The 25,562-nt window shown below is 60.9% G+C and carries 22 protein-coding genes and 2 pseudogenes; 10 read left to right on the plus strand and 14 right to left on the minus strand.

Translation table 11 applies throughout. The features are described 5' to 3' along the window. Positions 1 to 4 precede the first annotated feature (4 nt). From PMI03_RS04795 to PMI03_RS04835, 9 genes are all read right to left on the minus strand, one after another. Entirely contained in the window at positions 5 to 1,006 is a 1,002-nt protein-coding gene (locus PMI03_RS04795; RefSeq protein ID WP_007690430.1) for an ABC transporter permease, read from the minus strand. A 56-nt stretch (positions 1,007 to 1,062) separates the two neighbouring features. Further along, a complete protein-coding gene (locus PMI03_RS04800) occupies positions 1,063 to 2,688 on the minus strand; it encodes an ABC transporter substrate-binding protein (RefSeq protein WP_007690432.1) in 1,626 nt (541 codons plus the stop codon). Between the two features lie 70 nt (positions 2,689 to 2,758). Further along, positions 2,759 to 4,393, minus strand: a complete 1,635-nt coding sequence (locus tag PMI03_RS04805; RefSeq protein WP_007690434.1) for an ABC transporter substrate-binding protein — start codon at positions 4,391 to 4,393, stop codon at positions 2,759 to 2,761. Positions 4,394 to 4,431: 38 nt separating this feature from the next. After that, the gene (locus PMI03_RS04810) at positions 4,432 to 4,992 is read right to left on the minus strand and encodes a GNAT family N-acetyltransferase (protein ID WP_007690436.1); all 561 of its coding nucleotides are present in this window, start codon (positions 4,990 to 4,992) and stop codon (positions 4,432 to 4,434) included. Between the two features lie 112 nt (positions 4,993 to 5,104). Further along, complete coding sequence (locus PMI03_RS04815; protein WP_007690440.1) at positions 5,105 to 6,109, minus strand: LLM class flavin-dependent oxidoreductase; 1,005 nt, start codon at positions 6,107 to 6,109, stop codon at positions 5,105 to 5,107. Positions 6,110 to 6,237: 128 nt separating this feature from the next. Continuing rightward, positions 6,238 to 7,014, minus strand: a complete 777-nt coding sequence (locus PMI03_RS04820) for an ABC transporter permease (protein ID WP_007690442.1) — start codon at positions 7,012 to 7,014, stop codon at positions 6,238 to 6,240. Between the two features lie 2 nt (positions 7,015 to 7,016). After that, positions 7,017 to 7,835, minus strand: coding sequence for an ABC transporter permease (locus PMI03_RS04825; RefSeq protein ID WP_007690445.1), 819 nt, complete (start codon positions 7,833 to 7,835; stop codon positions 7,017 to 7,019). 34 nt (positions 7,836 to 7,869) lie between these two features. Next, on the minus strand, positions 7,870 to 8,946 hold the full coding sequence (locus PMI03_RS04830; protein WP_007690446.1) for an ABC transporter substrate-binding protein: 1,077 nt from the start codon (positions 8,944 to 8,946) through the stop codon (positions 7,870 to 7,872). 21 nt (positions 8,947 to 8,967) lie between these two features. Further along, the gene (locus tag PMI03_RS04835; RefSeq protein ID WP_007690448.1) at positions 8,968 to 9,810 is read right to left on the minus strand and encodes an ABC transporter ATP-binding protein; all 843 of its coding nucleotides are present in this window, start codon (positions 9,808 to 9,810) and stop codon (positions 8,968 to 8,970) included. Between the two features lie 386 nt (positions 9,811 to 10,196). Between PMI03_RS04835 and PMI03_RS04840 the strand changes: the two genes are divergently transcribed. From PMI03_RS04840 to PMI03_RS04865, 6 genes are read left to right on the plus strand one after another with little or no spacing between them, the layout of a single operon-like run. After that, positions 10,197 to 11,375, plus strand: coding sequence for an acyl-CoA dehydrogenase family protein (locus tag PMI03_RS04840; RefSeq protein WP_007690450.1), 1,179 nt, complete (start codon positions 10,197 to 10,199; stop codon positions 11,373 to 11,375). Positions 11,376 to 11,386: 11 nt separating this feature from the next. Further along, the gene (locus PMI03_RS04845) at positions 11,387 to 12,742 is read left to right on the plus strand and encodes an LLM class flavin-dependent oxidoreductase (protein ID WP_007690452.1); all 1,356 of its coding nucleotides are present in this window, start codon (positions 11,387 to 11,389) and stop codon (positions 12,740 to 12,742) included. A 10-nt stretch (positions 12,743 to 12,752) separates the two neighbouring features. Then, a complete protein-coding gene (locus tag PMI03_RS04850) occupies positions 12,753 to 13,094 on the plus strand; it encodes a DUF3088 domain-containing protein (protein WP_007690454.1) in 342 nt (113 codons plus the stop codon). A gap of 13 nt (positions 13,095 to 13,107) precedes the next feature. Further along, positions 13,108 to 14,331, plus strand: coding sequence for an acyl-CoA dehydrogenase family protein (locus tag PMI03_RS04855; RefSeq protein ID WP_007690456.1), 1,224 nt, complete (start codon positions 13,108 to 13,110; stop codon positions 14,329 to 14,331). Beyond that, positions 14,328 to 15,659, plus strand: a complete 1,332-nt coding sequence (locus PMI03_RS04860) for an LLM class flavin-dependent oxidoreductase (protein WP_007690458.1) — start codon at positions 14,328 to 14,330, stop codon at positions 15,657 to 15,659. The genes PMI03_RS04855 and PMI03_RS04860 overlap by 4 nt, the downstream gene beginning before the upstream one ends. Positions 15,660 to 15,672: 13 nt before the next feature. Then, positions 15,673 to 16,521 (plus strand): NADPH-dependent oxidoreductase, encoded by an 849-nt coding sequence (locus PMI03_RS04865; RefSeq protein WP_007690460.1) that lies wholly within the window; start codon positions 15,673 to 15,675, stop codon positions 16,519 to 16,521. A gap of 9 nt (positions 16,522 to 16,530) precedes the next feature. Here PMI03_RS04865 and PMI03_RS04870 read toward each other — a convergent pair whose 3' ends face one another. After that, complete coding sequence (locus tag PMI03_RS04870) at positions 16,531 to 17,544, minus strand: LysR substrate-binding domain-containing protein (protein ID WP_007690462.1); 1,014 nt, start codon at positions 17,542 to 17,544, stop codon at positions 16,531 to 16,533. A 282-nt stretch (positions 17,545 to 17,826) separates the two neighbouring features. On the opposite strand from PMI03_RS04870, the gene PMI03_RS04875 reads away from it, so the two are divergent. The 4 genes and pseudogenes from PMI03_RS04875 to PMI03_RS32005 form a co-directional block, all read left to right on the plus strand. Beyond that, complete coding sequence (locus tag PMI03_RS04875; protein WP_007690463.1) at positions 17,827 to 19,437, plus strand: ABC transporter substrate-binding protein; 1,611 nt, start codon at positions 17,827 to 17,829, stop codon at positions 19,435 to 19,437. Between the two features lie 768 nt (positions 19,438 to 20,205). Then, positions 20,206 to 20,585, plus strand: a pseudogene (locus PMI03_RS04885) (DUF1515 family protein). A gap of 252 nt (positions 20,586 to 20,837) precedes the next feature. Beyond that, on the plus strand, positions 20,838 to 21,029 hold the full coding sequence (locus PMI03_RS31470) for a hypothetical protein (protein WP_007690465.1): 192 nt from the start codon (positions 20,838 to 20,840) through the stop codon (positions 21,027 to 21,029). A 35-nt stretch (positions 21,030 to 21,064) separates the two neighbouring features. Further along, positions 21,065 to 21,193: pseudogene (locus PMI03_RS32005) on the plus strand (IS5/IS1182 family transposase); the annotation flags it as partial. A gap of 77 nt (positions 21,194 to 21,270) precedes the next feature. Here PMI03_RS32005 and PMI03_RS04890 read toward each other — a convergent pair. The 4 genes from PMI03_RS04890 to PMI03_RS04905 form a co-directional block, all read right to left on the minus strand. Beyond that, positions 21,271 to 22,512: an acyl-CoA dehydrogenase family protein gene (locus PMI03_RS04890; protein WP_007690466.1), complete on the minus strand. Its 1,242-nt coding sequence runs from the start codon at positions 22,510 to 22,512 to the stop codon at positions 21,271 to 21,273. A gap of 69 nt (positions 22,513 to 22,581) precedes the next feature. Beyond that, a complete protein-coding gene (locus PMI03_RS04895; RefSeq protein ID WP_007690467.1) occupies positions 22,582 to 23,640 on the minus strand; it encodes an aldo/keto reductase in 1,059 nt (352 codons plus the stop codon). A gap of 13 nt (positions 23,641 to 23,653) precedes the next feature. Then, positions 23,654 to 24,589: an ABC transporter ATP-binding protein gene (locus PMI03_RS04900; RefSeq protein WP_007690468.1), complete on the minus strand. Its 936-nt coding sequence runs from the start codon at positions 24,587 to 24,589 to the stop codon at positions 23,654 to 23,656. Next, a complete protein-coding gene (locus PMI03_RS04905; protein ID WP_007690469.1) occupies positions 24,567 to 25,562 on the minus strand; it encodes an ABC transporter ATP-binding protein in 996 nt (331 codons plus the stop codon). Before PMI03_RS04905 ends, PMI03_RS04900 begins: the two co-directional genes overlap by 23 nt.

Below are 25,562 nucleotides of genomic sequence, written 5' to 3' on the forward strand. Positions count from 1 at the left end.
TACCTCACGTACGCGACCGCAGACGCGGATCGAGAAACAGATAGAGCACATCGACCAGCGTACTGAGAACGACGTAGATAAAGGCGGACAGGATCGCGACCGCTAGCACCACCGGCAGGTCCTTGCCGAGCACGGCGTCGACAGTGACTTTGCCGAGACCGGGGCGTCCAAAAACCTGCTCGGTGATGACGGCGCCGGACAGGAGGCCGCCGACGAGCCAGCCCATCAGCGTCACCGCCGGCAGGGCGGCATGGCGTAACCCATGACGCAGCCGCAGGGTCACGCTGCTCGCTCCCCAACTGCGTACGGTGAGCGCAAAGGGTTCCTCAAGCGCCCGCTCCAGCCCTTCGCGCAACACCTGGCCGATCACCGCACCAAGCGACAGGCCCAAAGCAAGAGCCGGGAGCACGAGTGCCGAGAACGTACGGTCGCCGGCGACCGGAAAGAGCTTGAGCGTAAAGGAAAAGACGAAGAGCAGGACAATGCCGAGCCAGAAGGATGGCGTCGAGATCAGCACGAGTTCCAAGCCGCCGGCGATACGCCGGGACCAGCGCCGACCGGCGGTGGCGACCGCACTCACCACCGCAAAGACGGCGGCAACAACGAGAGCGGCAGCCGTCAATTTCAATGTCGGCAACAGCTGCGAAAGGACCAGGGCTGAGACGTCGGTCTGGAGAATATAGGAGCGGCCGAAATCACCATGCAGGATGCGCCCGAGATAGGAGAGATATTGCGAATAGAGCGGCTCGTTGAGGCCCCATTCGGCACGGATCGCCGCCTCCACCGCCGGTGTGCGAAGCTGCTCGCCGATCAGGAGATCGACGATATCGCCGGGCGCGATATGCAGGCTGACAAAGCTGAGCGTCACGGCCGCCCACAGCACGACGATGCCGGAGCCGACGCGCCCGAGAACCTGCGACTGCAACGTGCCGCGCGCAGGGAAAAGCCGCCGAGATACCGGGGAAACCGGCGCCTGGCGAAGTGCTGTCACATTCTCAACGTCCATATCACTTGCTCCTTGGCCTTCCGCTAGGATGCGGAAGGCGGCGCGGGTTCAGATCGTCACTCGCTGCGCCAGATGTCGTAGGCACTCTCGGGCAATTGCTTGAATGGGCGGAAGCTGATGCCCTTCACATAGGAAGCGGCCGCGACCTGATCTTCCGGTTCGTAAAGCGGAAGCGCATAGGCCTGATCGACGATCGCGAAGCGCTGCAGCTTGGCGTAGAGAGCGAAGCGCTCCTTATCGTCGAGCGTCGAGGCGGCGGCTTTCAGCCAGCTGAGCAGTTCCGGCGCCGACGCGCGGCTGTAGTTGATCGAACCGCCCTTATCGAGCGGCAGATAGTGATATTCGATATCAATCGCGTTTGTCGGCGTATTGGAATTGGCGATCGAGCCGAAGATGCCGGTCTTGCGGCGGTCGGTATAGGTTCCGGCGTCGACGTAGTTGATTAGCAGGTCGATACCGGCATTCTGCCGCGCCTGAGCCTGAAGAGCCTGCAACAGCACATCGCGCTGATCACGCACTGTCGCCTGCGCCTGGACCACTTCGATCGTCAGGCGTTTGCCGTCCTTGGTACGGAAGCCGTCGGCGTCGCGTGCCGTCCATCCGGCTTCATCGAGCAGGCTATTGGCAAGCTTCGGATCGCTGCCATAAGCACTTTCGATGGTCTTGTCGTAGAATTGCGTGTCGATCGGCGAGGTAATGCCCCAGGCTCGGGCGCGCTCGCCGCGATAGACGGATTTGAGCACGGCATCGACATCGATGGCCGCTGCAAGTGCCTTGCGCACCTTGATATCCTGCGTTGGGCCATAGGTGACGTTCAGGAACAGCGAATAGGGCGTGCCGGTATTCAAGGCCGTCTGATAACTGAAGTCCGGATTGTCCTTGAACAGTCCGGCATCATTGCCGGAGATACCCTCGATGACGTCGACCTGCCCGGAGGTCAACGCGCCTGTCCGCACGGAGGATTCCGGCAGGAAGCGATAGGTGACCTCATCGAGATAGGCCGGCCCCTGATGGGACGCGATCTTCGGCGGCCAATTATAGGCCTTGTTCTTGACGAAGTGGATGTCCTGGCCCTTGACGTAGCGCTCAAGGATGAACGGCCCGGTGCCGGCAATCTCCGTCCCACCAGACTTCAACTGCGAGGATGCAAAGGCCTTGGGCGACAGGATCTCGAGGCTGGCGGCGAAATCGAGGAACGGCGCATAGACATCACCCAGCGTCAGCACGACGGTGTGATCGTCCACCGCCTTGGCATCGACCACCCTGGCAGCCTGTGCGGCGCTGGCACTGCCGGCGGAATAGGAGAGATCCTTGAGTTTGGTGAAATTGGTGACGACAGCAGCGGCGTCCAGCTTCTCGCCGTCGCTGAAAGTGACGCCGTCACGCAGCGTGAAAGTATAGCTCTTGCCGTCATCGGAGATCTTGTAACCGGTGGCAAGCCAGGAGACGTATCCGCCGTCCGCCGTGCGGGCAAGCAAGGACTCGTAGACGTTTCGCAGCAGGAGCTTGGTCTTGTCCTGTCCGTTGAGCTGCGGATTGAGCGTTGCCGGATCCGTCTCCACGCCCCAGACGAGCTTGCCGCCGCTGACGGGGCTGCCATCCTGCGCTTGCGCGGTGATGGGCAGCAGAACTGATGCAAGCGTGGCCGCGGTAACGTTCAGGAAAGATCGTCGGGAAAACATATTGGGCATTATCTCCATGATGAAGGAGGAAGCTGATCGGTGACGAAGGCGGGGCGGCGCCCGTCTCCCACTAGGCTCCCAGCCAGATGTCGTAGGCATTTTCGGGCAGTTGCTTGAACGGGCGGAACCCGACCCCGCGCACCCTTGTCGATGCGGCGATCTGGTCTTCCGGGACGTAGAGCGGCAGGCCAAAGGCCTGCTCGACGATGGCGAAGCGCTGGAGGTCGGCGTAGGTGGCGAAGCGTTTCTTGGCATCCAGCGTGGAGGCTGCCTTGTTCAGCCAGGCAAGAACCTCAGGCGCCTCGGTTCGGCTGTAGTTGATCGAGCCGCCCTGGTCCGGCGGCAGGTAGTGGAAATAGATGGTGACCGCATTCCCCTGGTTCGTGGTGGAGTTGGGAATGGCGCCGTATTTGCCGCTCTTCTGCCGCTCGCTATAGGTGCCGGAATCGACATTGTTCAGGATGAGTTCGATGCCCGCGCTTTGCCGGGCCTGGGCCTGCAATGCCTGCAACAGCACATCGCGCTGGTCGCGCAGCGTCACCTGCGCCTGAACGATCTCGATCGAAAGGCGCACCCCGTCCTTTGTGCGAAAGCCATCGGCATCGCGCACAGTCCAGCCCGCCTCGTCGAGCAACTGATTGGCAAGCTTCGGATCGAAGCCATAGCTGCCCTCGATGCTCGCGTCGTAAAAATCCTTGTCCGCCGGCGTCAGGACGCCCCAGGCGCGTGTGCGCTCGCGGCGATAGACGGAGTCGACAATCTGGCCGACATCGGTCGCAGCAATCACCGCCTTGCGCACCCTGACGTCCTTGGTCGGGCCGTAGGTGGTGTTGAGATAGAGCGTGTAGGGCGTGCCGGGATTGAGCGCGCTCTGATAGGTGAAATCGGAATTGTCCTTGAAGAGAGCGGCGTCGTTGCCGGAAATCCCCTCAATGACATCGACCTGTCCGGAGATGAGCGCGCCGGTGCGGACCGAGGATTCAGACAGGAAACGATAGGTCACCTCGTCGAGATAGGCAGGTCCCTGATGCCCGGCACTTGCCGGCGCCCATTTGTAATCCGGATTTCGGACGAAATGGATCTCCTGGCCCCTGACATAACGGTCGAGAATGAAAGGTCCGGTGCCGGCGATCTCCGGACCGCCAGACTTGATCTGCGTGGAGGCAAAGGCGCGCGGCGACAGGATATCGATGCTGGCCACGCCGTCGAGAAACGGCGCGTAGACCCGATCGAGCTTCAAGACGACAGTGTGCTGATCTGCCGCCTTGGCTTCCATGACATAGGAGAGATAGCCGGCGCTGATGCTGCCCGAATAGAGCGGCTCCTTCAGCTTGGTGAAATTCAGCACCACGGCCGCGGCATCGAGCCTCTCGCCGTCGCTGAAGGTGACGTCGTCGCGCAGTTTGAACGTATAGGTCTTGCCGTCGTCGGAAATCTCGTAGCCGGCCGCGAGCCAGGGGACATATCCGCCGTCGGCGGTCCGGGCCAGCAGGGATTCATAGGCGTTGCGCAGCACCAGCTTGGCCTTGGCCTGGCCGTTGAGATGCGGGTTCAGCGTATTTGGCTCGGTTTCGACGCCATAAACGAGCGAACCGCCCTTGACCGGTACTGCATTGCTTCCAGCCCACGCCGCTCGATGACCGATAGCTACCGTCAAGGCGACGACGCCCGCCGTTCCTATAAAACCTCTTCTCGTTACCGCCATGCCCAGTCCCCTCGATGCCCTTGAATGTCGATCGGCCGCTATTGCGCCTGCGCCAGCAGCTGCGGCGCGAAGCGCTTGTATTCGGCGACTTCCAGCGTCTCGTAGATGTCCGGGTTGAGGATCTTGCGCAGGAGGACGATCTCTTCGTCGTTCTTGGTGTGCTTGTAGAAGCCCTCGTAGCCCCGGCGCTCATAGATGCCGGCGAGCCATGGATGCCGGGTGGCGGTCGCGAGATAGACGGCCGGCGCCTTGATCTGGTCGCGCAGGAAGGTCAACTCCACATGATCGAGCAGAGCGCTGCCGATCGATTGCCGCTTGAAGTCCGGCGAAACGGCAAACCAGTGGATGAACGGGTAGCTCGTCAGATGCGTTTCGCCCATCGGCCAGGGAAAGCGGACGGAGACCGTGGCGATGATCGCCTCGTCGCGCTCGACAACGAAAGTCGTATGACGGCGAACCTTCTCTCGAACCAGATCGACGTCGGCCGTGGTCGCGGTGAACTGGATGTTCATCTCGCGCAATGGCTGATAAGCGGCCTGCAACAGACGATGCAAGACCGGCGCGTCGTCGACCGTGGCGATGCGAATGCTGTCACTCATCGTTGGGCGGCCTCCCGTGCCGCGTGGATTGTACTGTCACCGACGCTGGTGCGGCCGCGAATGAAGCGGATGCGGCCATCCCAAAAGTCGGCTTGCTGTTGGAGGAGATATGTCATGCGGCAACAGCGAAATGGGTCGCCGCCAGAAGGTCGATCGAGGTGAGGCGCGCTTGCGCCTCGGCGACGGGGCAATCGAGAATAAATTCGCTGATCCCATAGCGTCGGTGCAGCCTATCGAGTTCGCCATGAATACGGTCGGCGGTGCCGCGAATGACGCCCGGCATCTTCTCCTCGATCCGGTAGTCGGTCACGCCCGCCTGCCGAACATATTCTTCCGCCTGGGCAAGGCTGCCGACCGTGACGCTCTGACCGTCCTTCACCTCCACCTTGAAGCGTCTGAGGTCGCCGGCAAGACGCTCTGCCGCCGCATCGGTTTCGGCGGCGATCACGCCAATGGCAAGCAGCGGGATCTTTCCGCCGCTCGCGTCGCGATAGGTCGCGAGCACCTTGTCGAGCAAGGCTTCGTCGCCGTTGAGATGCCCCGCATAGACGAAATTCCACGCATGGGTGGCCGCTAGTTCCGCGCTCTCGATACTGGCACCGAGCAGGAAGCGCTTCACCGGAGTGACCGGCACCGGGTAGGCTCGAAGGCCAGCCTCCGGATCGTCCTCGGCCGCCTCATCGCCAAGGAAAGCACCAAGTTCGGCCAATTGCTCGGCAAATGTCGGTTTGCGTGCCGGATCATAGGCGCCCTGCAGCGCCCGGGTCGACAAAGGAAGGCCGCCGGGCGCCTTTCCGACCCCGAGGTCGACGCGGCCAGGAGCCAGCGTTGCCAAGAGATTGAAGTTTTCGGCAACCTTATAAGCGCTGTAGTGCTGTAGCATCACGCCGCCGGAGCCTATCCTGATGCGGGATGTATGTGCGAGCAGGAATGCGATCAGCACTTCCGGAGAAGAGCTCGCAAGTCGCGCATTGTTATGATGTTCGGCGACCCAGAAACGATGGAAGCCCCAGCGCTCGGCCCGCTGCGCCAGGACAAGTGTCCGGGCCAATGCCGTACTCGCTTCCTCCTGTCCATCAATCGGACTTTTGTCGAGCAAACTCAACGCGTAACTCATCTAATCCGCCATCAAACTTTTCAATTATCTATTTAATCTATATGTTTAATGGTCTAAATTGCCGAGAAACGAAATTCCAATATGAGCGGGTGGCGAAGAATGTCTTTCGGCCTATCTGGCGCTGCCCTTCAAGGCGTTTGTTTCGGCCGCCAGCGAAGCAGATAGGATTCCAGGACATGCGCCAGACGATTTAACGAGAACCCGACAAGGCCTAGAACGAGAACGCCGACCATCACGAGGGCCATGTCGAACCGTTCTCGGCCGGCGATGACCAGACCGCCGACGCCGCGTCCGACGGCAAGGAAATATTCAGCCCCGACCGTCGCAAGCCAGGCATAGATCAGCCCGAGATGTACACCCGTCGCAATCGACGGCATGGCGGACGGAAGATAGATGCGCAGCACCCGCTGCCGGGCGTTGAATTTCAAGGCGCGTCCGACCTCGATCAGGTCATCGGGCGCATCCCGCATGCCGTCATAGGTGTTAAGAGCGATTGGAATGAAAGATGCCAGCGCCACGAAGACGATCTTTGCCTGCTCGCCGAAGCCGAACCAGACGGAGATCAGCGGGATCCAGGCGAGAAGCGAGATCTGTTTCAAGCCGTTGAAGGTTGGCGTCAGCAGCCTGTCGGCAATGCGCGAGAGCGCCAGGAACGTGCCGAACGCGATCCCGATAACGCAGCCGATTAGAAATCCGGCAATATTGCGCATCAGGCTGAAGCCGAGTTCGCCGATCAGATCATTGTCGAACAACTCGCGCTTGGCGGTGCGGGCGACTTCTTCCAGCGATGGCAGAAAGCGCGGGTCGGCAAGGCCCGTTCGGCTCGACACTTCCCAGGCAACGAACATCAGGATCGGCAAGGTGATGCCACGGCGAAACCGGACTGCCCTGCTTGCAGTGGCCATGGTCAGATCTCCTGCCGCTTCCAGCGCTGAAGCAGCACCTCGGTGCGATCCAGGCCCTTGTCCATGATGAAACCAACGAGGCCGATAGCGATCATCGCAACGATGACGGTATCCAGCCAGAACATCTGCCGTCCCCAGACCAGCAGGTAGCCAAGCCCTTCGGAAGAAGCCAGAAGTTCCACCCCGACAAGCGAGGTCCAGGAATGGGTGAGGCCGTAGCGGATGCCGGTGAATATCGAAGGCACGGCACCCGGCAGCACGATCAGCCGCAAGGTCTGCCAACGGCTGAAACGCAAGGCACGGCCGACCTCGAGATATCCGGGGGAAACGCCGCGTATTCCCGTCAGCGTGTTCAATGTCATCGGCACGATCGCGCCCTTGGCGATGATGATGATCTTCAGGGTCTCGTCAATGCCGACGAACAGCATGAGGAGCGGGATCCAGCCGAGTGTCGGGATCTGCGCGAAGGCTAAGAACAGCGGCTTGACATAATCCTCGACCCGTTCCGAAAGGCCCATCGATATGCCGAGAACCAGGCCGGCGCTGGCGCCGATGGCAAAGCCGATAATGACGCGGCGCAGGCTGACGCCCGTATGGTAGAGAAGCTCGCCGCTGACGATCAGGTCCCGTGCCGCCTGATAGACATAGTCGGGCGGCGGCAGGATCTGTTGTGGCAGCCAGCCCCTGGCGGAGGCGACCCACCAGAGGACCAACAGTGCAAGCGGAACAACTAGAGCCGTAGTCCCGATCGCAAGACGCCTGCGCCATGGAGCGGGAAGCCGGATGCCGGCATGCGCGGCAGTCTCGAAAAACGCGGCCATGCCGCTCCCTTTACTCTGTTTTCAAGGCCCGCGATCAGGACGCGACCGGCTTTCCGTCAGCGCCATAGGGCTGCCAGAATGTCTTCAGGCCGAGCCTTTCCAGCGCATTGTTGAGGTATTTTGGCTCGAACCAGCCGTTGAGATCGACATCACGACGAATAAGGCCGTATTCCTTGCTCTTCACCGCCTGCTCCTTGTACTGCGAGACCAGCAGGTCATCGATCAGCGGCGAATTGCGGTAGACGAGCGTATCGTTGCGGAAATACTCCTCAAGGATCGGGATTTCCGTGCCGGATTTGTGCCAGAGCTCAAAAAGGGCTGCTCGGTTGGGCTCCTCCGAGGACCATTGCGCCGCCTTGACGAAAGCATCGACGACCCGCTGCGTGATCTCGGGGTGAGCGTCGATAAACGCTTCGCGCGCGACGATGCCGGCATTGCGGCCGAAGCGGGGATCGTCGCCCTTCGTCGTATAGATGACGTCGGCGCTGCCCTTGGCGGCGAGATTGATGAGCTGGGTGTCGCCGAAGGCGGCATCGATATCCTTGCTGACAAGCGCTGCCACCGTTCCGGCGCTGTCGAGATTGATCACCTGGAGGTCACGCTCCTTCAGCCCATGCGCCTCCAGAATCTTGATCGCGGCCAGGTGGCCGTTGGTGCCGCGCTGCAGGGCGATCTTACGGCCCTTCAGATCTTCGATCTTCTTGATGCCGGAATCCTTGGCAACGGCCAGATAGAGCGGCTTGCGCGCCCCGCTGGCGAGAAGATATTTGGTCTTGAGACCGGTGGCCCGTCCAATCAGCGCTGGTAGATCGCCCTGATAGGCAAAGTCGAGCTGGTTATTAGCAAACCCCTCGTTCACCGCCGGGCCGGCGCCCTTGAAGAAAGTCCATTCGATCTTGACGTTGGGATCGTTGGCGAATTCCTTTTCCAGATATTCGCCGGCACGCGCCGTCGCCGCCGAGGTCCCTTCCGAATAGGGACGGTTGTCGACGCCGATTGCGGCGTAGCCGATATGGATGACCAGCGGCTCTTCCGCCTGGGCGGATGCGGCAAACATGCCCAATGCAAGGGCCACGCCAGCGGCAAGGCGGGAAATAGATACCAGTTTCATAAAGCTACTCCGTTTCCTGATTTATCTGACGGCGGCGATGGCCGGTCTGGCATCTGCCGGGCGTTGCCCTCCCCCCGGCGAAACCGCACGGAGACTTGGCGAGGGATGCGTCGTCGCATTGAGGCTTTCCAGAACGCGGTTGCGCACCTCGGTCAGTGCTGGCGAGGTCCTCGCGCGCAGTCGCGGCAAATCCACCGGAACGATCTCGCGGATGCGGCCGGGTCGCGGCGACATGACGACGACGCGATCACCGAGATAGGCCGCCTCGTCGACATCATGTGTCACCAGCACCATGGTGATGCGCTCCTTCGCCCAGATCTCCTGCAACTCGTCCTGGAGCCGCGCCTTGGTGATGGCATCGAGCGCGCCGAAGGGTTCGTCGAGGAACAGCACATCAGGACGATTGACCAAACCGCGGGCAATGCCGGCACGCTGCGCCATGCCGCCCGAAAGTTGGTGCGGATAGGCCTTGGCGAAACCGGAAAGCCCGACCAGCTCCAGATGCTCTTCGACGAGCCTCTTCTTGTCCGCCTTGCTGTGTCCGGAATTTTCCAGACCGAGCGCCACATTGCGGGCAACCGTCAGCCACGGGAACAATCGGGGCTCCTGGAAGACGATGCCACGATCGAGGCTCGGTTCGGTGACGGGCTTTCCCGCATGGGTGATCGAGCCGGAGGTGGCGGTATCCAGCCCGGCACCGAGACGCAGCAACGTCGATTTTCCGCAGCCGCTGGCGCCGACAATGGTGACGAACTCGCCCTCGGCAATGTCGAGACTGACATCGTCGAGCGCCGTCAGGCTTTCGCCATTGACCTGGAACCGCCGCGTCACATGGCTGATCTTCAGATGCAAAGGATCGCTCATTCTTCCCTGTCCCCATTCGGCGGCGATGGCCGGTCGGCTAAAGGGAGGCTCTGCGCCTGAGCTGGCGTTTCTTGCCGGTCATCGTTCTCTCCCCAGTAGAGTCAGGAGAGGCTAGCAGTAAATATTATAATCTATAGAAATTATATTCTATTTAAGCGAGCCGCTTCGGATTTTGTCATCGCTGGCGACGCCCACAGCACGGACAATGTTCCATGAGGATTGATCAGGAGCCGGATGCATGCACGCGCCTTGAGCTCAACATGGCGCTCAGGAAAGAATTTCTTCTCACGAGATCAAATAGATATTGCTGGACTTGCGGCATCAGTCGCCGAACCCTCACACACGATGCGAAGCAGGGCCGCCAAGGCCAGATGCGTGAGGCAACCATGTCCTTCGAACCGGATACAACAGATCCCCTGGTCGCCAGGGCCGTCGAGCTGCGGCAGATCTTTGATCGCGACGCCGTACAGCGCGACAAGCAAGGCGGCAGGCCCGTCGAACAGATCTGCCTGTTGAAGGAAAGCGGGCTGCCATCGGCGCAAATTCCGCGGCACTATGGCGGACAGGGAGCGTCCTGGCTCTCCATCCTGCGGGTCGTGCGGGAATTCGCCCGAACGGATGGCTCGCTGGCCCATCTTTTCGGATATCACCATCTTCCGCTCAATCTCGTTCTTTTTCGTGGCTCGAGCGCGCAGAAGGATCACTGGCTGCGCGCCGCGGCCGCAGGGAACCTGATCTGGGGCAATTCCGGCAATGCCATGTCGAAGACATCGTCGGGAAGGCGCATCGACAATGGCTGGATCGTCAGCGGCAAGCGCCCCTTTTCTTCCGGTTCCCATATCGCCGACTATATTCAGATCTCATGGGAGAACCCGGAGGGCGAGCGCATCACCGCCGCCGTTCCGGCCGGCCGTGATGGCATCGTCATCGAGGACGATTGGGACGGGATCGGCCAGCGCCAGACTGGCAGCGGCACGGTCAGCTTCCACAATGTCGAAGTCCTCGACGACGAGGTGATTAGTGCGCCGAATGTACCGCTGACGCCCTATACGTCGCTGATCTCCCTGTTGCAGCAGAGCGTACTGCTCAACGTCTTCGTCGGTAGCGCCCAGGGCGCGCTTGACGAGGGGCGAAACTATACGACGACATCGTCACGCCCCTGGATCTATTCCGGCGTCGAGAAGCATAGCGACGATCCCTGGATCAAGCGGCAGTATGGCGATCTCTACATCAAGACGCTGGCGGCAACCGAACTTGCCGACAAGGCGGCCCGGAGCCTGGATGAAGCCTTCAATCAGGGGCCAAGCCTATCGCACGAGGATCGCGGTATCGCGGCCATCGACGTCGCCACGGCAAATGTCTATGCGGGCGAAATCGGGCTCGCCGTCTCCAGCGAAATCTTCGAGGTCATGGGCGCGCGCTCGGCCACCAACGCCAATGGCTACGACCGTTTCTGGCGCAACGTCCGCACCCACACCCTGCACAATCCCGCCGAATACAAGAAACGCACCGTCGGCACCTGGTTGCTGACCGGCGAGTTTCCCATACCGGCAATGTACCGCTGAAAGGACTCTCCATGGCAAGACGCAAGGACAAGATCAAGCTCGGCGCCTTCCTGTTGTTCACCGGCCATCATGTAGCCGCCTGGCGGCATCCGCAGGCATCGGTCGGCACCGAATTCGAGAACTATATCGAGCTCGCCAAGCTGGCGGAGGCTGCGAAGTTCGATGCGATCTTCTTTGCCGACGGCGTGGCCGCGCGGCTGAAGGATGTTGATGCGGCGAGCCGCAAGGCGCATAGCGGCGTCTATCCGTTCGAGCCGATCACGCTGCTTTCGGCGCTTTCCAGCGTCACCAAGAATATCGGGCTGATCGCAACTGCCTCCACCAGCTACTCCGATCCCTATAATCTGGCGCGGCAGTTCGGATCGCTCGACCGGTTGAGCGGCGGGCGTGCGGGCTGGAATCTGGTGACGTCGTCCGATCCCGACGCCGCCTATAATTTCGGCCACGATACGCAAATCCTGCATGGCGACCGCTACGACCGCGCGGAGGAATTCGCCGACGTCGTGCTTGGCCTCTGGGATAGCTGGGACGACGACGCCTTCGTCCGCGATCGTGAGAGCGGCCGCTATTTCGACCCCGAGAAATTGCATCGGCTCGAACACAAGGGCCTGCATTTCAAGGTTCGCGGGCCGCTGAACATTCCGCGCTCGCCGCAAGGTCGGCCGGTCGTGGTGCAGGCCGGCGCCTCCGAACCAGGCAAGGAGCTCGCCGCCCGAACGGCGGAAGCGATCTTTGCCGCACAGATCACCCTTCAGGAAGCCACCGCCTTTTACGCGGACGTCAAAGGACGGCTCGCCAAATTCGGCCGCTCGCACGACGACCTCAAGATCCTGCCGGGTATCTTCCCGGTGATCGGACGAAGCGAAGCGGAGGCACAAGAGAAATTCGAGGCGCTGCAGGAATTGATCCAGCCGGAGGTCGGCCTCAATCTCCTGTCGCAGTTGAGTGGTGTCGATTTGAGATCTTATCCGCTCGACGGCCCTGTGCCGCTCGACCCGCCGGTCACCAATGCCGGCAAGAGCCGGCAGGAACTACTGCTTGATCTTGCCCGACGCGAAAACCTGACCATTCGCCAGCTCTATCTGCGCATCGCCGGGGCGCGCGGCCATTGGCAGGTCGTCGGTACGCCGACGCAGATCGCCGACGTGCTGGAAGAGCGCTTCGAAAACTATGGCGCCGACGGCTTCAACATCATGGCGCCGATCATGCCGGGCGGTCTGGCCGATTTCATCAATCTCGTCGTGCCGGAACTGCGCCGCCGTGGCCTGTTCCGCCAGGAATACGAGGGGTCGACGCTACGCGAAAATCTCGGGCTGAAGCGCCCGCCCAATCGTTTTTCCGCTGGCAATGCGGTCGCAGCAGAATAGGAGAAGACCAATGGCGCGTGACAAGCTGTTCCTGATTTCACCGGGGTTTTCCGATCCCAAACACCCCGGCACCACCTTCGCCTGCCCCCATTGCAACGCGATCGAGGGTCTGCTCGCCAGCTTTCCCGATCTCGCAGCCAGCATCGATGTTGAGCGCGTTCCCTTCGCCCGGCCACGCCAAAAGGTGATCGATGCCATCGGCGAGGAAAACCAGTCCCTGCCGGTTCTCATTCTTGCGGGCGAAGCACCTGCCGACGCCGGAGATCGGAATGGAACCCGCTTCGTCAGCGCGACGGATCGCATTCTAGAGTTGTTGTCCGAGCGGCACGGTTTTCCGCGTCTCCATAAGTGAAGGGGAATGAAGCATGACCGTGAAACCCGCCGGCTTCGAACTGCCCCTCCTTTCGCCAACTCTCTTCGCACCGGATACGACGAACCCGTACCTCGCCAAGGCGGTGGAACTACGCGACATCTTCGCCCGCGATGCGATCGAGCGGGACCAACAGGGTGGCAGGCCGGAAGAGCAGGTCAGGCTCCTGAAGGAAAGCGGGCTCGTCAATCTGTTGATCCCCAGAGAATTCGGTGGGATCGGCGAGCGCTATTCAACGGCCATGCGGATCGTCCGCGAATTCGCCAAGGTGGATGGGTCGATCGGACACCTCTACGGCTATCATTTCAGCCCATTGCAGAACACCGTTACCGCCAGTTCTGATAGCTATTCAGCGGGCATTCTGCGCCGCTCTGCGGCGGGACGATGGTTCTGGGGCAATACGACCAACAGCTTCTCCAAGAGCCTTTTCGGCCGGCGGGAATCGGATGGCGGGGTCGTCCTCAACGGCTTCCGACCCTTTGCTTCCGGATCACATGTCGCCGATTACCTGACGGTCGCCTGGGAGGATGAGGAGACGAACCAGCGCAGCACCGCCTATATCCCGCCAAGCCGCGAAGGGATCACCATTGCCGACGATTGGGACGGCATCGGCCAACGGCAGACGGGCAGCGGCAAGGTCTTCTACAAGGACGTGAAGATCAGGGCCGACGAGATTTTGCCGGAGCGGTCGCGTGACGCAATCGCCTTGCTGACGCCGATGCAACAGCAGAGCGTATTGCTCAACGTCTTCATCGGCACCGCCCAGGGTGCCTTGATTGCGGCGCGCGATTATACCATCACCAAATCGCGGCCCTGGATCCATTCCGGCGTCGAACGCCATCATGACGACCCCTGGATCAAGCGACAATATGGCGAGCTCTGGATCAAGGTGCAGGCGGCAACGGCGCTTGCCGACCGCGCGTTGACAGCGCTGGACGATGCCTATGCCAAGGGCCAGGATCTGACGGCGGAGGATCGTGGCAAGACAGCGATCGCCGTTGCCTCGGCCAATGTCCTGGCAGGCCGTGTCGCTCTGGAGGTGACCAGCGAGATCTTCGAGGTGATGGGTGCGCGCTCGGCCGTCAGGCCCTATGGCTTCGACCGCTTCTGGCGCAACGTCCGCATCCACACACTTCACAACCCCGCTGAATACAAGACGCGTAACGTCGGAAACTGGTTTCTGACCGGCGAGTTTCCTGAGCCGGGGATCTTCCAATGAGCGCGAAACGGCAGTTGCACCTGAACATCAACATCCTGCATTCCGGCTTTTCACCGGCGGCCTGGCGGATGGAAGGCAGCGATCCCCGCGCCTCCTTCGACATCAACCATTATATCAACGTTGCCCGCGTCGCCGAGCGCGGCACCTTCGATGCGATCTTCCTCGCCGACCAGGCGGCCATTTCCGATCGCGTCGATTTCCGTCCGTTGACATCGCTGGAACCGACGATCGTGCTGGCAACCGTCGCGGCCCATACCGACCGCATCGGCCTTATCGCCACGGCGTCGACCACCTATAACGAGCCCTACAACATCGCCCGCCGCTTCGCGACGCTGGATCATGCGAGCGGCGGTCGCGTGGGCTGGAACATCGTCACCAGCGCCGATCTCTCGCAAAGCCGGAACTTCGGCCTCGAGAAGCCGGTGGCACATGGCAGCCGGTACGAGCGGGCATCCGAATTCACGACGGTCGTCAAGGCATTGTGGGACAGTTGGGAGGAAGAGGCATTTCTCGGCGATGTCGCCACCGGGCGCTTCGTCGATCCCACGCGGGTGCATGCGATCGCTCATCGCGGCAAGCATTTTTCCGTGCATGGCCCGCACAACATCCCGCGCCCACCACAGGGTCACCCCGTTCTCGTTCAGGCCGGTGGCTCCGACGACGGGCGGCAACTCGCGGCCGAGCATGCCGAAGCTGTGTTCTCGGCGTCCCAGTCTTTCGAGGAAGCGCTGGACTATGCCGGTGATCTCAGGGCCCGAGCAGCACGCTTCGGCCGTGCGCCAGACAGCCTGCTGGTGCTCGCCGGTCTCGCCACCATCATCGGCAGCACGGAGGCGGAAGCCAAACGGCGACAGGAAGAGCTGCGCGAGCTCATCCCGCTGGAATATAGTCTTGCGCGGCTGTCCGGCGTGTTGCAGATCGACCCGAAACGGCTGAAGCTCGACGAGCCCTTGCCGGACGATATTCCGCTGCCACCCGATGGCGGGCACACTTTCTTTCAGGCGACCCTTGCGCTTGCCCGGCGCGACCAGCTGACCGTGCGTGGCCTCATCCGGGCGCTCAACGGCGGAACGGGACATCGCACCATCGTCGGCACGCCGGAAGCGATCGCAGACGATATCGAGACATGGTTCCGCTCAGGCGCCGTCGACGGTTTCAACCTGATGCCGGATGTTCTGCCGCATGGACTGGAGGTCTTCGTCGACGAAGTCGTGCCGATCCTGCGCCGCCGCGGACTTTTCCGGCAGGACTATGCCGGTCGGACGCTCCGCGATCATCTTGGCCTCGCACGTCCCGCCAATCCCTATGCCATAGCTGCCGCCGAATGAAGGAGAAGACCCTATGACATCCTTAGCCCCCGTCAGGACCGAAGAGGATGATCGCCTGACCATCCTTGCCACCGAGCGCTATCGCAACGACCAGCGCCTTTCGGGCGATTGGAACGAGACGCTCGACACGCTGTTGTCGCATCGCAGTGTGCGCAATTATCTGCCCAAGGCGGTTCCGGACAGCGTGCTTCATCTGGCGATCGCCGCCGCCCAGTCGGCACCCAGCTCTTCCAATCTGCAAGCCTGGAGCGTGATCGCCGTTACGGACGAGGTACGCAAAAGCAGGCTGAACACGGTCGCAGGCACGCAGCGGCAGATCAAGCAGGCTCCACTCTTGCTGATCTGGCTTGCGGATCTCAATCGGCCACGCAAGATCGCTACAGATGATGGCGCGCCGGCTGAAGGTCTCGACTATATCGAAAGTTTCCTGCTGGGGGTCATCGATGCGGCGCTTGCCGCGCAGAATGCCGTCTCGGCACTGGAGTCGCTGGGGCTCGGCACCTGCTATATCGGCGCGATCCGCAACGATCCGGAAGTGGTCGCCCGCGAGCTGGAATTGCCGGAAGGCGTGTTCCCGGTCTTCGGCCTGACTGTCGGCTACCCCGATCCGGCCGTTCCTGCCGGGGTCAAGCCACGGTTGCCGCAGACGACTGTCCTGCATCACGAGCGTTACGACACGACACCTCGTTCTGATGATCTCAGGGACTACAATGCCGTTCTCGGCAGCTTTCAGGCGGAACAGTCCTTGCCGCTGACGGATTGGACCGAGCTGGTGAAGAACAGGATCGGCACCGTCGAAGCTCTCAAAGGACGTCATCTCCTCGGCGCTGCCGTGCGCAAACTCGGTTTCAAGCTGAAGTAGAGATTGTCTCTATTCAGCGGCGATAATGCTGAGGTCCGGGCGTGTATTCCATGTCAGGACCTCATCGATCGCCTGCAGCGTCTTCGCCTCCGCCTGCAGCCAGTTGCGGAAGAGATCGACGCGCATTAGGCGCGCCTTGGTGGCCGTTGTCGCGAAGAAATAGGAAAAGCTGACGGGCTGGGGACTGCCGAAGGGGCAGACGAGCCGGCCGGCCCTGAGTTCTGCCTCCGCCAGCCGGACCTTGCCGAGACCAAGCCCCTGCCCCGCCAAGGCCGCATCGATAACCAGCGATGATTGGCTGAGACGGAAGCCGCCCTGCGACGATAGCCGGTAGGAAAGTCCTTCCGCCCTCAGCAAGGCATTCCAGTCCGGGCAGGAATGATCGTGCTCCGCGCCATCTTCATGCAGCAGCGGCACGCCTTCGATCGCCTCCGGACCGTTGCGGAGCCAATGCCGCTCGGCGAATTCCGGGCTGCAGATCGGTATGACCGCCTCGGAGAACAGATGATCCACCACGAGACCGGGATAGGCGCCGCTGCCATATCGGATAACACAATCGGCATCGCCGCTGTCGAGATCAGTCAGTTGCGCGGAGGCATCGACCAGAACCTGCAGTCCCGGCGCGGCGCGGCGCAGACCGTCCAGCCGTGGGATCAGCCATTTGCTCGCGAAAGACGGCGCCACGGAAACCCGGATCGGCTGTTCGTGATCGCTGGCGGCAAATTGCGTCATTGCGCCGAGAACCGCATCGAAGGCGTCCGTCAGACCGGGCACCAACGCCTGTCCGGCTGATGTCAGCTGCAATTGCCCCCGCGTACGATGGAAGAGCGGCTGGCCAAGATAATCCTCGAGCAGACGAATTTGCTGCCCGACCGCAGCCGACGTCACATGCAGCTCTTCTGCCGCGCGCAGAAAATTCAGGTGCCGCGCCGTGGCGACGAAAGCACGAAGCGACGTCAGCGGCGGCAGACGCGCCAGGGTCGGCTGAATGGATTTTTTCCGGGGGGTCGCGATCGTCATCATAGGGCGATTGCAACACAATCATGCCGGCTTAGACGAGAACGTGCTTTGCGTTTGCCCGCCGCGATGGAAACATTTTCTTTCCCTGAAGCACCGCTTTGCGGAAGCAAAAACTAAAACTTCGGAATAGTCTATATTTTTACTAGATTACCATCTCTGCCTCAGCGCGTCGCGCGAAGCTTTTCTTTCAAAGACGGTGAGAAAAACATTCTTCCGAATTTCCGGCCTCCGATCTGAAGATAGCACCGGCAGGTCACTGCCGAGAGATCAAGCCTGGGGAAATTCATGAACATCAGAAGACGGCAGTTCAATCAAGTCCTCGCCTTTGCCGCCATCGGCGCCGTGGCACCGCTGGGCCGCTTTGCGCAAGCCGGCGAGCCGACGGCGGGAGGAACGTTGACCCTGCTCGTTCAGCCGGAGCCGCCAACCCTCGTCACGCTCGCCCACACGGCCGGCCCGACGACGCGCGTCAGCGGCAAGGTGACCGAGGGGCTGCTGGCCTATGGGCTGGAGGACTTCAAGCCCATTCCGCAACTCGCAACGGAATGGCAGGTCAGCGACGACGGCCTGCAATATACGTTCAAACTGCGCCAGGGCGTCAAATGGCATGACGGCAAGGATTTCACCTCGGCTGATGTCGCCTTCTCGATCCTGGCCCTGAAAGAAGTCCATCCGCGCGGCCGCGCCACTTTCTCCAGCGTGACCGAGGTGGCGACGCCGGATGATCATACCGCCATCATCAAGCTCTCCAAGCCCGCGCCCTATCTGCTCGGCGCGCTGCAGGCGAGCGAGTCGCCCATCGTGCCAAAACATGTCTACGAGGGCAGCACGGATCTTCCGGGCAATGCCAATGGTCGCGCGCCAGTTGGCACCGGCCCCTTCATCTTTCGCGAATGGGTGGTTGGAAGCCATGTCATCCTCGACCGCAATCCCGATTACTGGGACAAGGAGCTGCCCTATCTCGACCGGATCGTCATCAAGTTCATTCCCGATGCCAGCGCACGTCTCGCGGCATTGGAGACCGGCGAGGTTGACATCGCCCCGGATACGCCGGTGTCGCTGAGCGAGATCGATCGCATCAAGACGCTGCCGACGCTTTCAGTCGAAGATCGCGGCAACGACTATTCGCCGACCGTCTATCGCATCGAGTTCAACCTCGCGAACAAGTATTTCCAGCACGACAAGGTCCGCCAGGCCGTCGCCCATGCGATCGACCGGCAGAAGATCGCCGATATCGCCTTCTACGGCTACGCCATCCCGGCCCCGAGCCCGATCAGCCCTTACCTGAAGACTTTCTATAATCCCGATACTCCGGTCTATGCCTTCGATCAGGCCAAGGCGGAAAAGCTGCTGGATGAGGCCGGGTTCCCGCGCGGCGCCGACGGCGTCCGCTTCGAGGTGCCGCATGACGTCATGCCCTATGGCGACACCTATACCCGGATCGGTGACTACCTCCGCGACGCACTTTCAAAAATCGGCATCAAGGTCGATCTTCGCGGTCAAGATGTGCCTACCTGGCTGAAGCGCGTCTATACCGACCGCGATTTTGCCTTCGTGACAGGCGGCATGGGCAATACCTTCGATCCGACCATCGGCGTCCAGCGTCTCTACTGGTCGAAGAACTTCAAGAAGGGTGTGCCCTTCTCGAACGGCTCCGGCTACAACAACCCCGAGATCGACAGCATCTTCGAACAGGCTGCGGTCGAAAACGACCATGCCAAGCGCGTCGAACTCTTCAACCGGATGCAGGTCATCATCGCCACCGACTTGCCCGACATCACCCTGGTGTCGTTCCGGCAGCTGACGATCTTGAACAAGAAAGTCCAGGACCACACTGTCGTCGCCGACGGTCTCTCCGGCAACCTCTCCAGCGCCTACCTCCTCAAGAACGCCTAAGGGCCTGACTTGGGAAGACGATCCGCAGGATCATCAAGCGTCTGCCATATCGCGAGGCCAACTCCAAAAAGCACGAACAGCGGTAGGGGAAGCAAGGCCCGGAGGGCAAACCATGTGTCGGTACTCGTGGTCAAAGCGGCAATGCAGCTGATTGCGACAATGCTAAACGCGCATGCCGCTAATCCAACATATGTCTGTCGCCATTTTGCGCTCGATATCACCGATCGTTGTTCGAACAGGAGATTACGAAAGCCATTGGTTCGCATGGCCAATATTGCGAACATGAAGGCGGCCGGGAGAAACGTCAGCGAAAGCCGAAACTTGATGGAAAACTCAGACTGGACGAATAGCGAATGCAGCAGTTCGGACAGCCCCCAGGTGATGCCAGCGCTTAGCATGATAATGACGAGAGAACGCCAGACTATGCTCCAAAAGACCAGGACAAATCTGATCATCTTCTTTCACACCCTCCACCGCAAAACTCCCCGTTTAAGGCGGAATTTTGCGACGTAACAAAAGCACGCGGTCCCGCGACAGCCGAGCTTGCAGAGTGCCTCACGAAGATATCTTCGGCAAGTCGACCGCTCGCAGTGTTTTGTGAACCGTCGCAATGGATCGAACTGGCTTCCGCAGCAGCCGCGAGCAAGGGGTCGTCAGCGCCGGCTAGAACAATTCCAGGAAAAGTGCGTAGCGGTTTTCCGTCCGGAATTGCGTAGAAACAATAAGCTAGAGCGCTTCAGGGATTCCGTGAAGCACTGAAGCGCTCTAGTGTCTATTCCCCATCGAAAGAGCGATAATGTCGCCAGCCGAGAACGATCCACGCCTTCACCAGAAGACGGGGAAGGTTTAGCCGAAGTCCGCAATCTGGGGGATGCACTCCGACGATCAGAGATCAAATCGGACAGTAGCCGGGCCTCAATGCACCAACATATATGGATCATGCTTGTTGAGCGTGTCAGCAGGGTCGAGGGCAATAGCGCCGCGGTTCAAGAGGACGTGTCGAAGATGCGGCTCGTCACGGATGACGTGAAGAGCTGGAAGCTCATAGCTTGGATGCTCTCAGCGTCATCGGATTTGGCGGCATGGCGCTGGGCGTCACATTTGCTGATGCGTTCAGGCGGTTAGCACTGTTGGTCTTGGGGAAATAATCCACCACGAAAGTGCTATTATTTGGCCAACAAGCGACGGCATTATCCCGTTTTGGCGTATTTCCAATACCAAAGCGGATTCTACAGGATTTTAATAGGGAATTTCCTTGAAGGCAGAACTAAAAGCACGCGTGCGCTGCAAGATCGATTTTATTGGTTTGTTTCTAACGCATGTAGTAAGTATTAAACTAATTTATTTTCCTTATATCTAAGGGGTACGCTTAACAGATCATGGAGACTGCGGATTAGACAATGGATAGAGCTGTCTGGTACATTTTTATTGCTATAATTACCTGCGCTTTCTTTGGAGCCGGCGGTCTTATGATCAAGAATATCAAGCCGAAAACCCTTATTGAAGACGACCAGCCGGACATGGGCGAGGATCATGTCAATGATTTGCATCTTCGTGCCACCGAAGACGAATCCGGTCCGGAAGATGCATAGCGTCCGGCTTCAAGGATGTTCCAAAGGATCACAGGCCGTACAAGACGCTCTATAATCGCTTCATCCGCTGGAACCGTCTCGGCGTCTTCGATCGCATCTTCGCGGCCTTGGCAGGCTCGGGTATAAAACCGGACCGCATTATGATCGGCGCCACGTACCTGAAGATGCGGACACACATTCTTCTCCGCCATCTGTATCGCTGCTACGCGTATCTTTTGGCTCTAAACAATGCGCCCCGCCCCTAGAAGACCTTGCCTTCCTCGAGATGTGTGGTCGTTCCGTTGATGTAATAGTCGCCGACCACCCTTGCCTTGTGCAGCAGCGGGTTGTGATTGAGGAGCGTGCGGATGTTACGCCAGTGGCGATCGAGATTGAGATGACGGGAGGTTGCCGACCCGCCACCCAGCTCGAAGACATTGGTTGCCGCGGCAAGCGCGAGCTGTGAGGTGACAATCTGCGTTCGCGCCGTCGTCAACGCGCTCTCGACCAGGGCCGCTTCCAGTTTTTGCGGGTCGCCAGCGGCGAATGCGGCCACGGTCCGGTCGAGTGCCCGCGCACTCTCGCGGATCAGGGTGTCGACGGCAAAGGAGCCGGCTGCGATCTCGCCCAGGATCTTCTGCACGAAGGGATCGGCATTTGCAGTTTCGGCGGCGCTATGGGCGGTCGATCGCGCCTGCCTGCGCACATAGTCCATGCCCTCGGCAAGAACGCCGCGCACGGCGCCCGCCATCGAGGCGGCAAGATGCAATTGCCGCAGCGTCGAGACATGGCGGCCGACGAGCGTGTTCAGCCCTCGGGTGGAAATCTCATGCGGCAGGACCTCAACGTCCTCCAGCAGCACGCCGCCGCTTGCCGTCAGCCGCTGGCCCATGCCATCCCAGTCGTCGAGAATCGTGATGCCCTTGCGATCAACGGGCAGGAGAACGCCAACAAGCTGGTCGTCGTCGTTCCTGGCGCTGAAGGAGGCAAAGTCGGAAAAGGCCGTTCCCGTCGCATACCATTTGCGGCCATTCAACCGATAGTTGTCGCCGGACTTCGTCAGCCGGGTCGTCACGTCACCGGGGCGTTTGGTGCCCTGCTCCGTATGAGCCCCGCCAAAAAGCTTGCCGGAGAGGACGCGGCTAAGCTGGGTCCGGTCGAGGGCCGTATTGGGATTGAGCAGCAGCCCTTCCGTGAAATTGAAATGGCTTCTGAGCGCATGGGCGACATTGGAGTCCGCAGCACCGATCGTCATGATCATTTCGATATAATCGACGACCGAGCCGCCCGGACCACCGAGATCAACGGGAATGCGCAATGTGCCCAGCCCGGCCTCCCTGAAGAGCCGGAACGCCTCGAATGGCAGCTCACGCTCCAAGTCCCGCCGTGCTGCCTCCTTGGCAATTTCCGTGGCAAGCTCGGGCACCTTGGCAAGCAGCGCCGTCAGATCGCTGGAACGAGACGCAGCCTGAACGGGCTGGATGGCTGGGGCGATGGTCGGCATGGAGGAACTTTCTCGGCACCGGAATGATGAATATCAGGGCTCGCGACCGGCGAGCCCTGAGGGAGATCGTCAGGCGACGGCGCGTGCGAGCGGCACGACATTCTCGGACGCCGATAGATTGCTGCGCGGCACCCGGCCTTCGAGGGGGTGGCTCGGATCGTTGAAGCCGGGCGTCGACGGATGGCCCGTGGTCACCAGACGATCAACCAGCGCCTCATCCTCGGCATCAAGCTTCACGTCGAGGGCACGAATGTAGCTATCCCAATGCTCTTCCGTGCGCGGACCGGTGATGGCAGCGGAGATGAGCTTGTTGTTCAGCACCCAGGCGAGCGCGAATTCAGTCGGGGCGATGCCCTTGCGGGTCGCGTGCGCCGCGATCTCCTTGGCGATGGCGATCGATTCCGGACGCCATTCGGTTTCCAGGATGCGCTTGTCACCACGGCCGGCGCGCGTATCGCTCCCAGGCGCCTGACCCGGCTCGTATTTGCCGGTCAACACGCCACGCGCGAGCGGCGAATAGGAGACGACCCCGAGACCGTAGTGATGGGCGGCCGGCAGTTGCTCGGCTTCGGCTGTGCGGTTGACGATATTGTAGAGCGGCTGGCTGGCGACCGGGCGGTCGATACCAAGTTGCTCCGCCAGTTGCGCGACCTCTGCGATACGCCAGGCACGGAAGTTCGAAACCCCGAAATAGCGCAGCTTGCCGGCGCGGATGAGATCGGCAATGGCGCGCACCGGCTCCTCGAGCGGCGCATCGAAGACCGCTCGGTGGAAATAGAGGATATCGATATAATCGGTCTTGAGCCGGCGAAGCGAATTCTCGACCGTCTCGATCACCCATTTGCGGGAATGGCCGCCGAGGTTCGGACCCTTCTTGTGCGAATTGACAAACTTGGTAGCGAGAACCCAATGATCGCGGTGGTTCTTGATACCGCGGCCAACCACTTCCTCGGACTTGCCGTCATGATAGACGTCGGCCGTGTCGATGAAGTTGATCCCCTGCTCGCGCGCTTTGTCGATGATCCGGAACGCGACATCGTCCGGTGTCGGGCCGCCAAACATCATCGTGCCGAGGCTCAGCGGCGATACCTTGAGGGCGCTGCGCCCCAGATAGCGATAGTCAACCATTTCATTCTCCATTCTATTGAGCGTGATGACAGGCGACGGCATGGTCGCCGTGGAATTGACGTAAGGCGGGGTCCTCGGCCCGACAGAGGTCGGTCGCCAGCGGACAGCGCGTATGGAAGCGACAGCCCGACGGCGGATTGTGCGGGCTCGGCAGGTCGCCGGTGATCGGAGCCGCCTGCCTGCGCCGGGAAGGATCGGGCACGGCAGCAAGCAGCGCCTGCGTGTAGGGATGCTTGGCGCCGGTCCAAAGCGCGCTGGTCGATGCGCTCTCGACGATGCGGCCGAGATACATGACGAGAACCCTGTCGGCGAAATACCGGACGACGGAAAGGTCGTGCGAGATGAAGAGGTAGGAAAGCGACAGCTCTGTCTTCATCTCGACGAGGAGATTGAGGATCTGCGCCTGGATCGAAAGATCAAGCGCCGATACCGGCTCGTCGCAGATCACCAGCTCCGGCTGCAGGATCAAGGCTCGGGCGATACCGATACGCTGGCGCTGGCCGCCGGAAAATTCATGCGGATAGCGATCCAGCGCATCCGGTGGCAGGCCGACATGCTCGACCATGGACGCAGCGATCTGATCGCGGCGCTTGCGATCGCCGATCCCGTGGACGGCAAGCGGCGCCGTCAGGATCGCGCGGATCGTCTGGCGCGGGTTGAGCGAAGCGAACGGATCCTGGAAGATCATCTGGATGTTACGGCGGATGGATCGCAACTCTTTCGCGGACATGGCCGAGACATCACGTCCCTTGAAGGTGACGCGGCCGGCCGACGGATTGACGAGCCGCATCAGCGACTTGCCGAGCGTCGACTTGCCGCAGCCGGATTCACCGACGAGCGCCACCGTTTCGCCCTCGCCGATCTCCAGCGAGACGTCGTCGACTGCCCGAACCGTGCCGGCGTTGGCTGAATAATGGGTCGAAAGCCTATCGACCGATAGCAACGGCATGTGCGGCCTCCGTCGACGAGGAACCAAAGGGACAGGCAACCTGCCGACCGGCCGGAAGATGGAGCAGCGGCGGGACGGAGGAAGAGCATGAAGCTCGCGCCACCGGACAGCGCGGCCGGAACGAACAGCCCGTTTCGCCCGCCGCGGAGACGACCGAACCCGGAATTTCGGACAGCCGCCCGTCGCGATAATGGTAATTGGCATTCAGCCTCGGCGAGGCGGCAAGCAAGCCCTGCGTATAGGGATGGTAGGGCGTCTCGAAGACCACATCCGACAAGCCTTCCTCGACCTTGCGGCCCGCATACATGACGACGACGCGGTCAGCCCACTGGGCGACGATACCGAGGTCATGCGTAATGAGGATGACCGCCATATTCAATTTGCTGCGCAGATCGTCGAGCAATTGCAGCACCTGCGCCTGAATGGTCACGTCGAGCGCCGTCGTCGCCTCGTCGGCAATCAGCAGCTTCGGATCGCAGGCAACGGCGATAGCGATCATCACGCGCTGGCGCATGCCGCCGGAAAGCTGATGCGGATAGTCGTTGACGCGACGGGCTGCATCGGGAATGCTGACGAGATCGAGCAGCTCGATGGCGCGCGCCCGCGCCTGCTTGCGGCTCAGATTTTCATGGATGCGCAGGATTTCGACAATCTGGTCGCCGATCGTCAGCACCGGATTGAGCGATGTCATCGGTTCCTGGAAGATCATGGCGATGTCCCGGCCGCGAATACGGCGCAGTTCCTTTTCCGGCAGCGTCAGGAGGTCCTGACCATCAAAAAGGATCTGGCCACCGGCTTTCGCCTGGCGCGGCAGCAGCCCCATCAGCCCGAGCGCCGTCAAAGACTTGCCCGAGCCGGATTCACCGACGATCGCCAACATCTCGCCAGGCGTCACGGAAAAGCTGACGCCTTTTACCGGCTCTGCGGCGGCAAAGCGGACGGAGAAATCGCGAACATCGAGAAGCGCCGGCAT

Origin of the sequence: Rhizobium sp. AP16, from assembly GCF_000281735.1 — a bacterium.
Lineage (GTDB): Bacteria > Pseudomonadota > Alphaproteobacteria > Rhizobiales > Rhizobiaceae > Rhizobium > Rhizobium rhizogenes.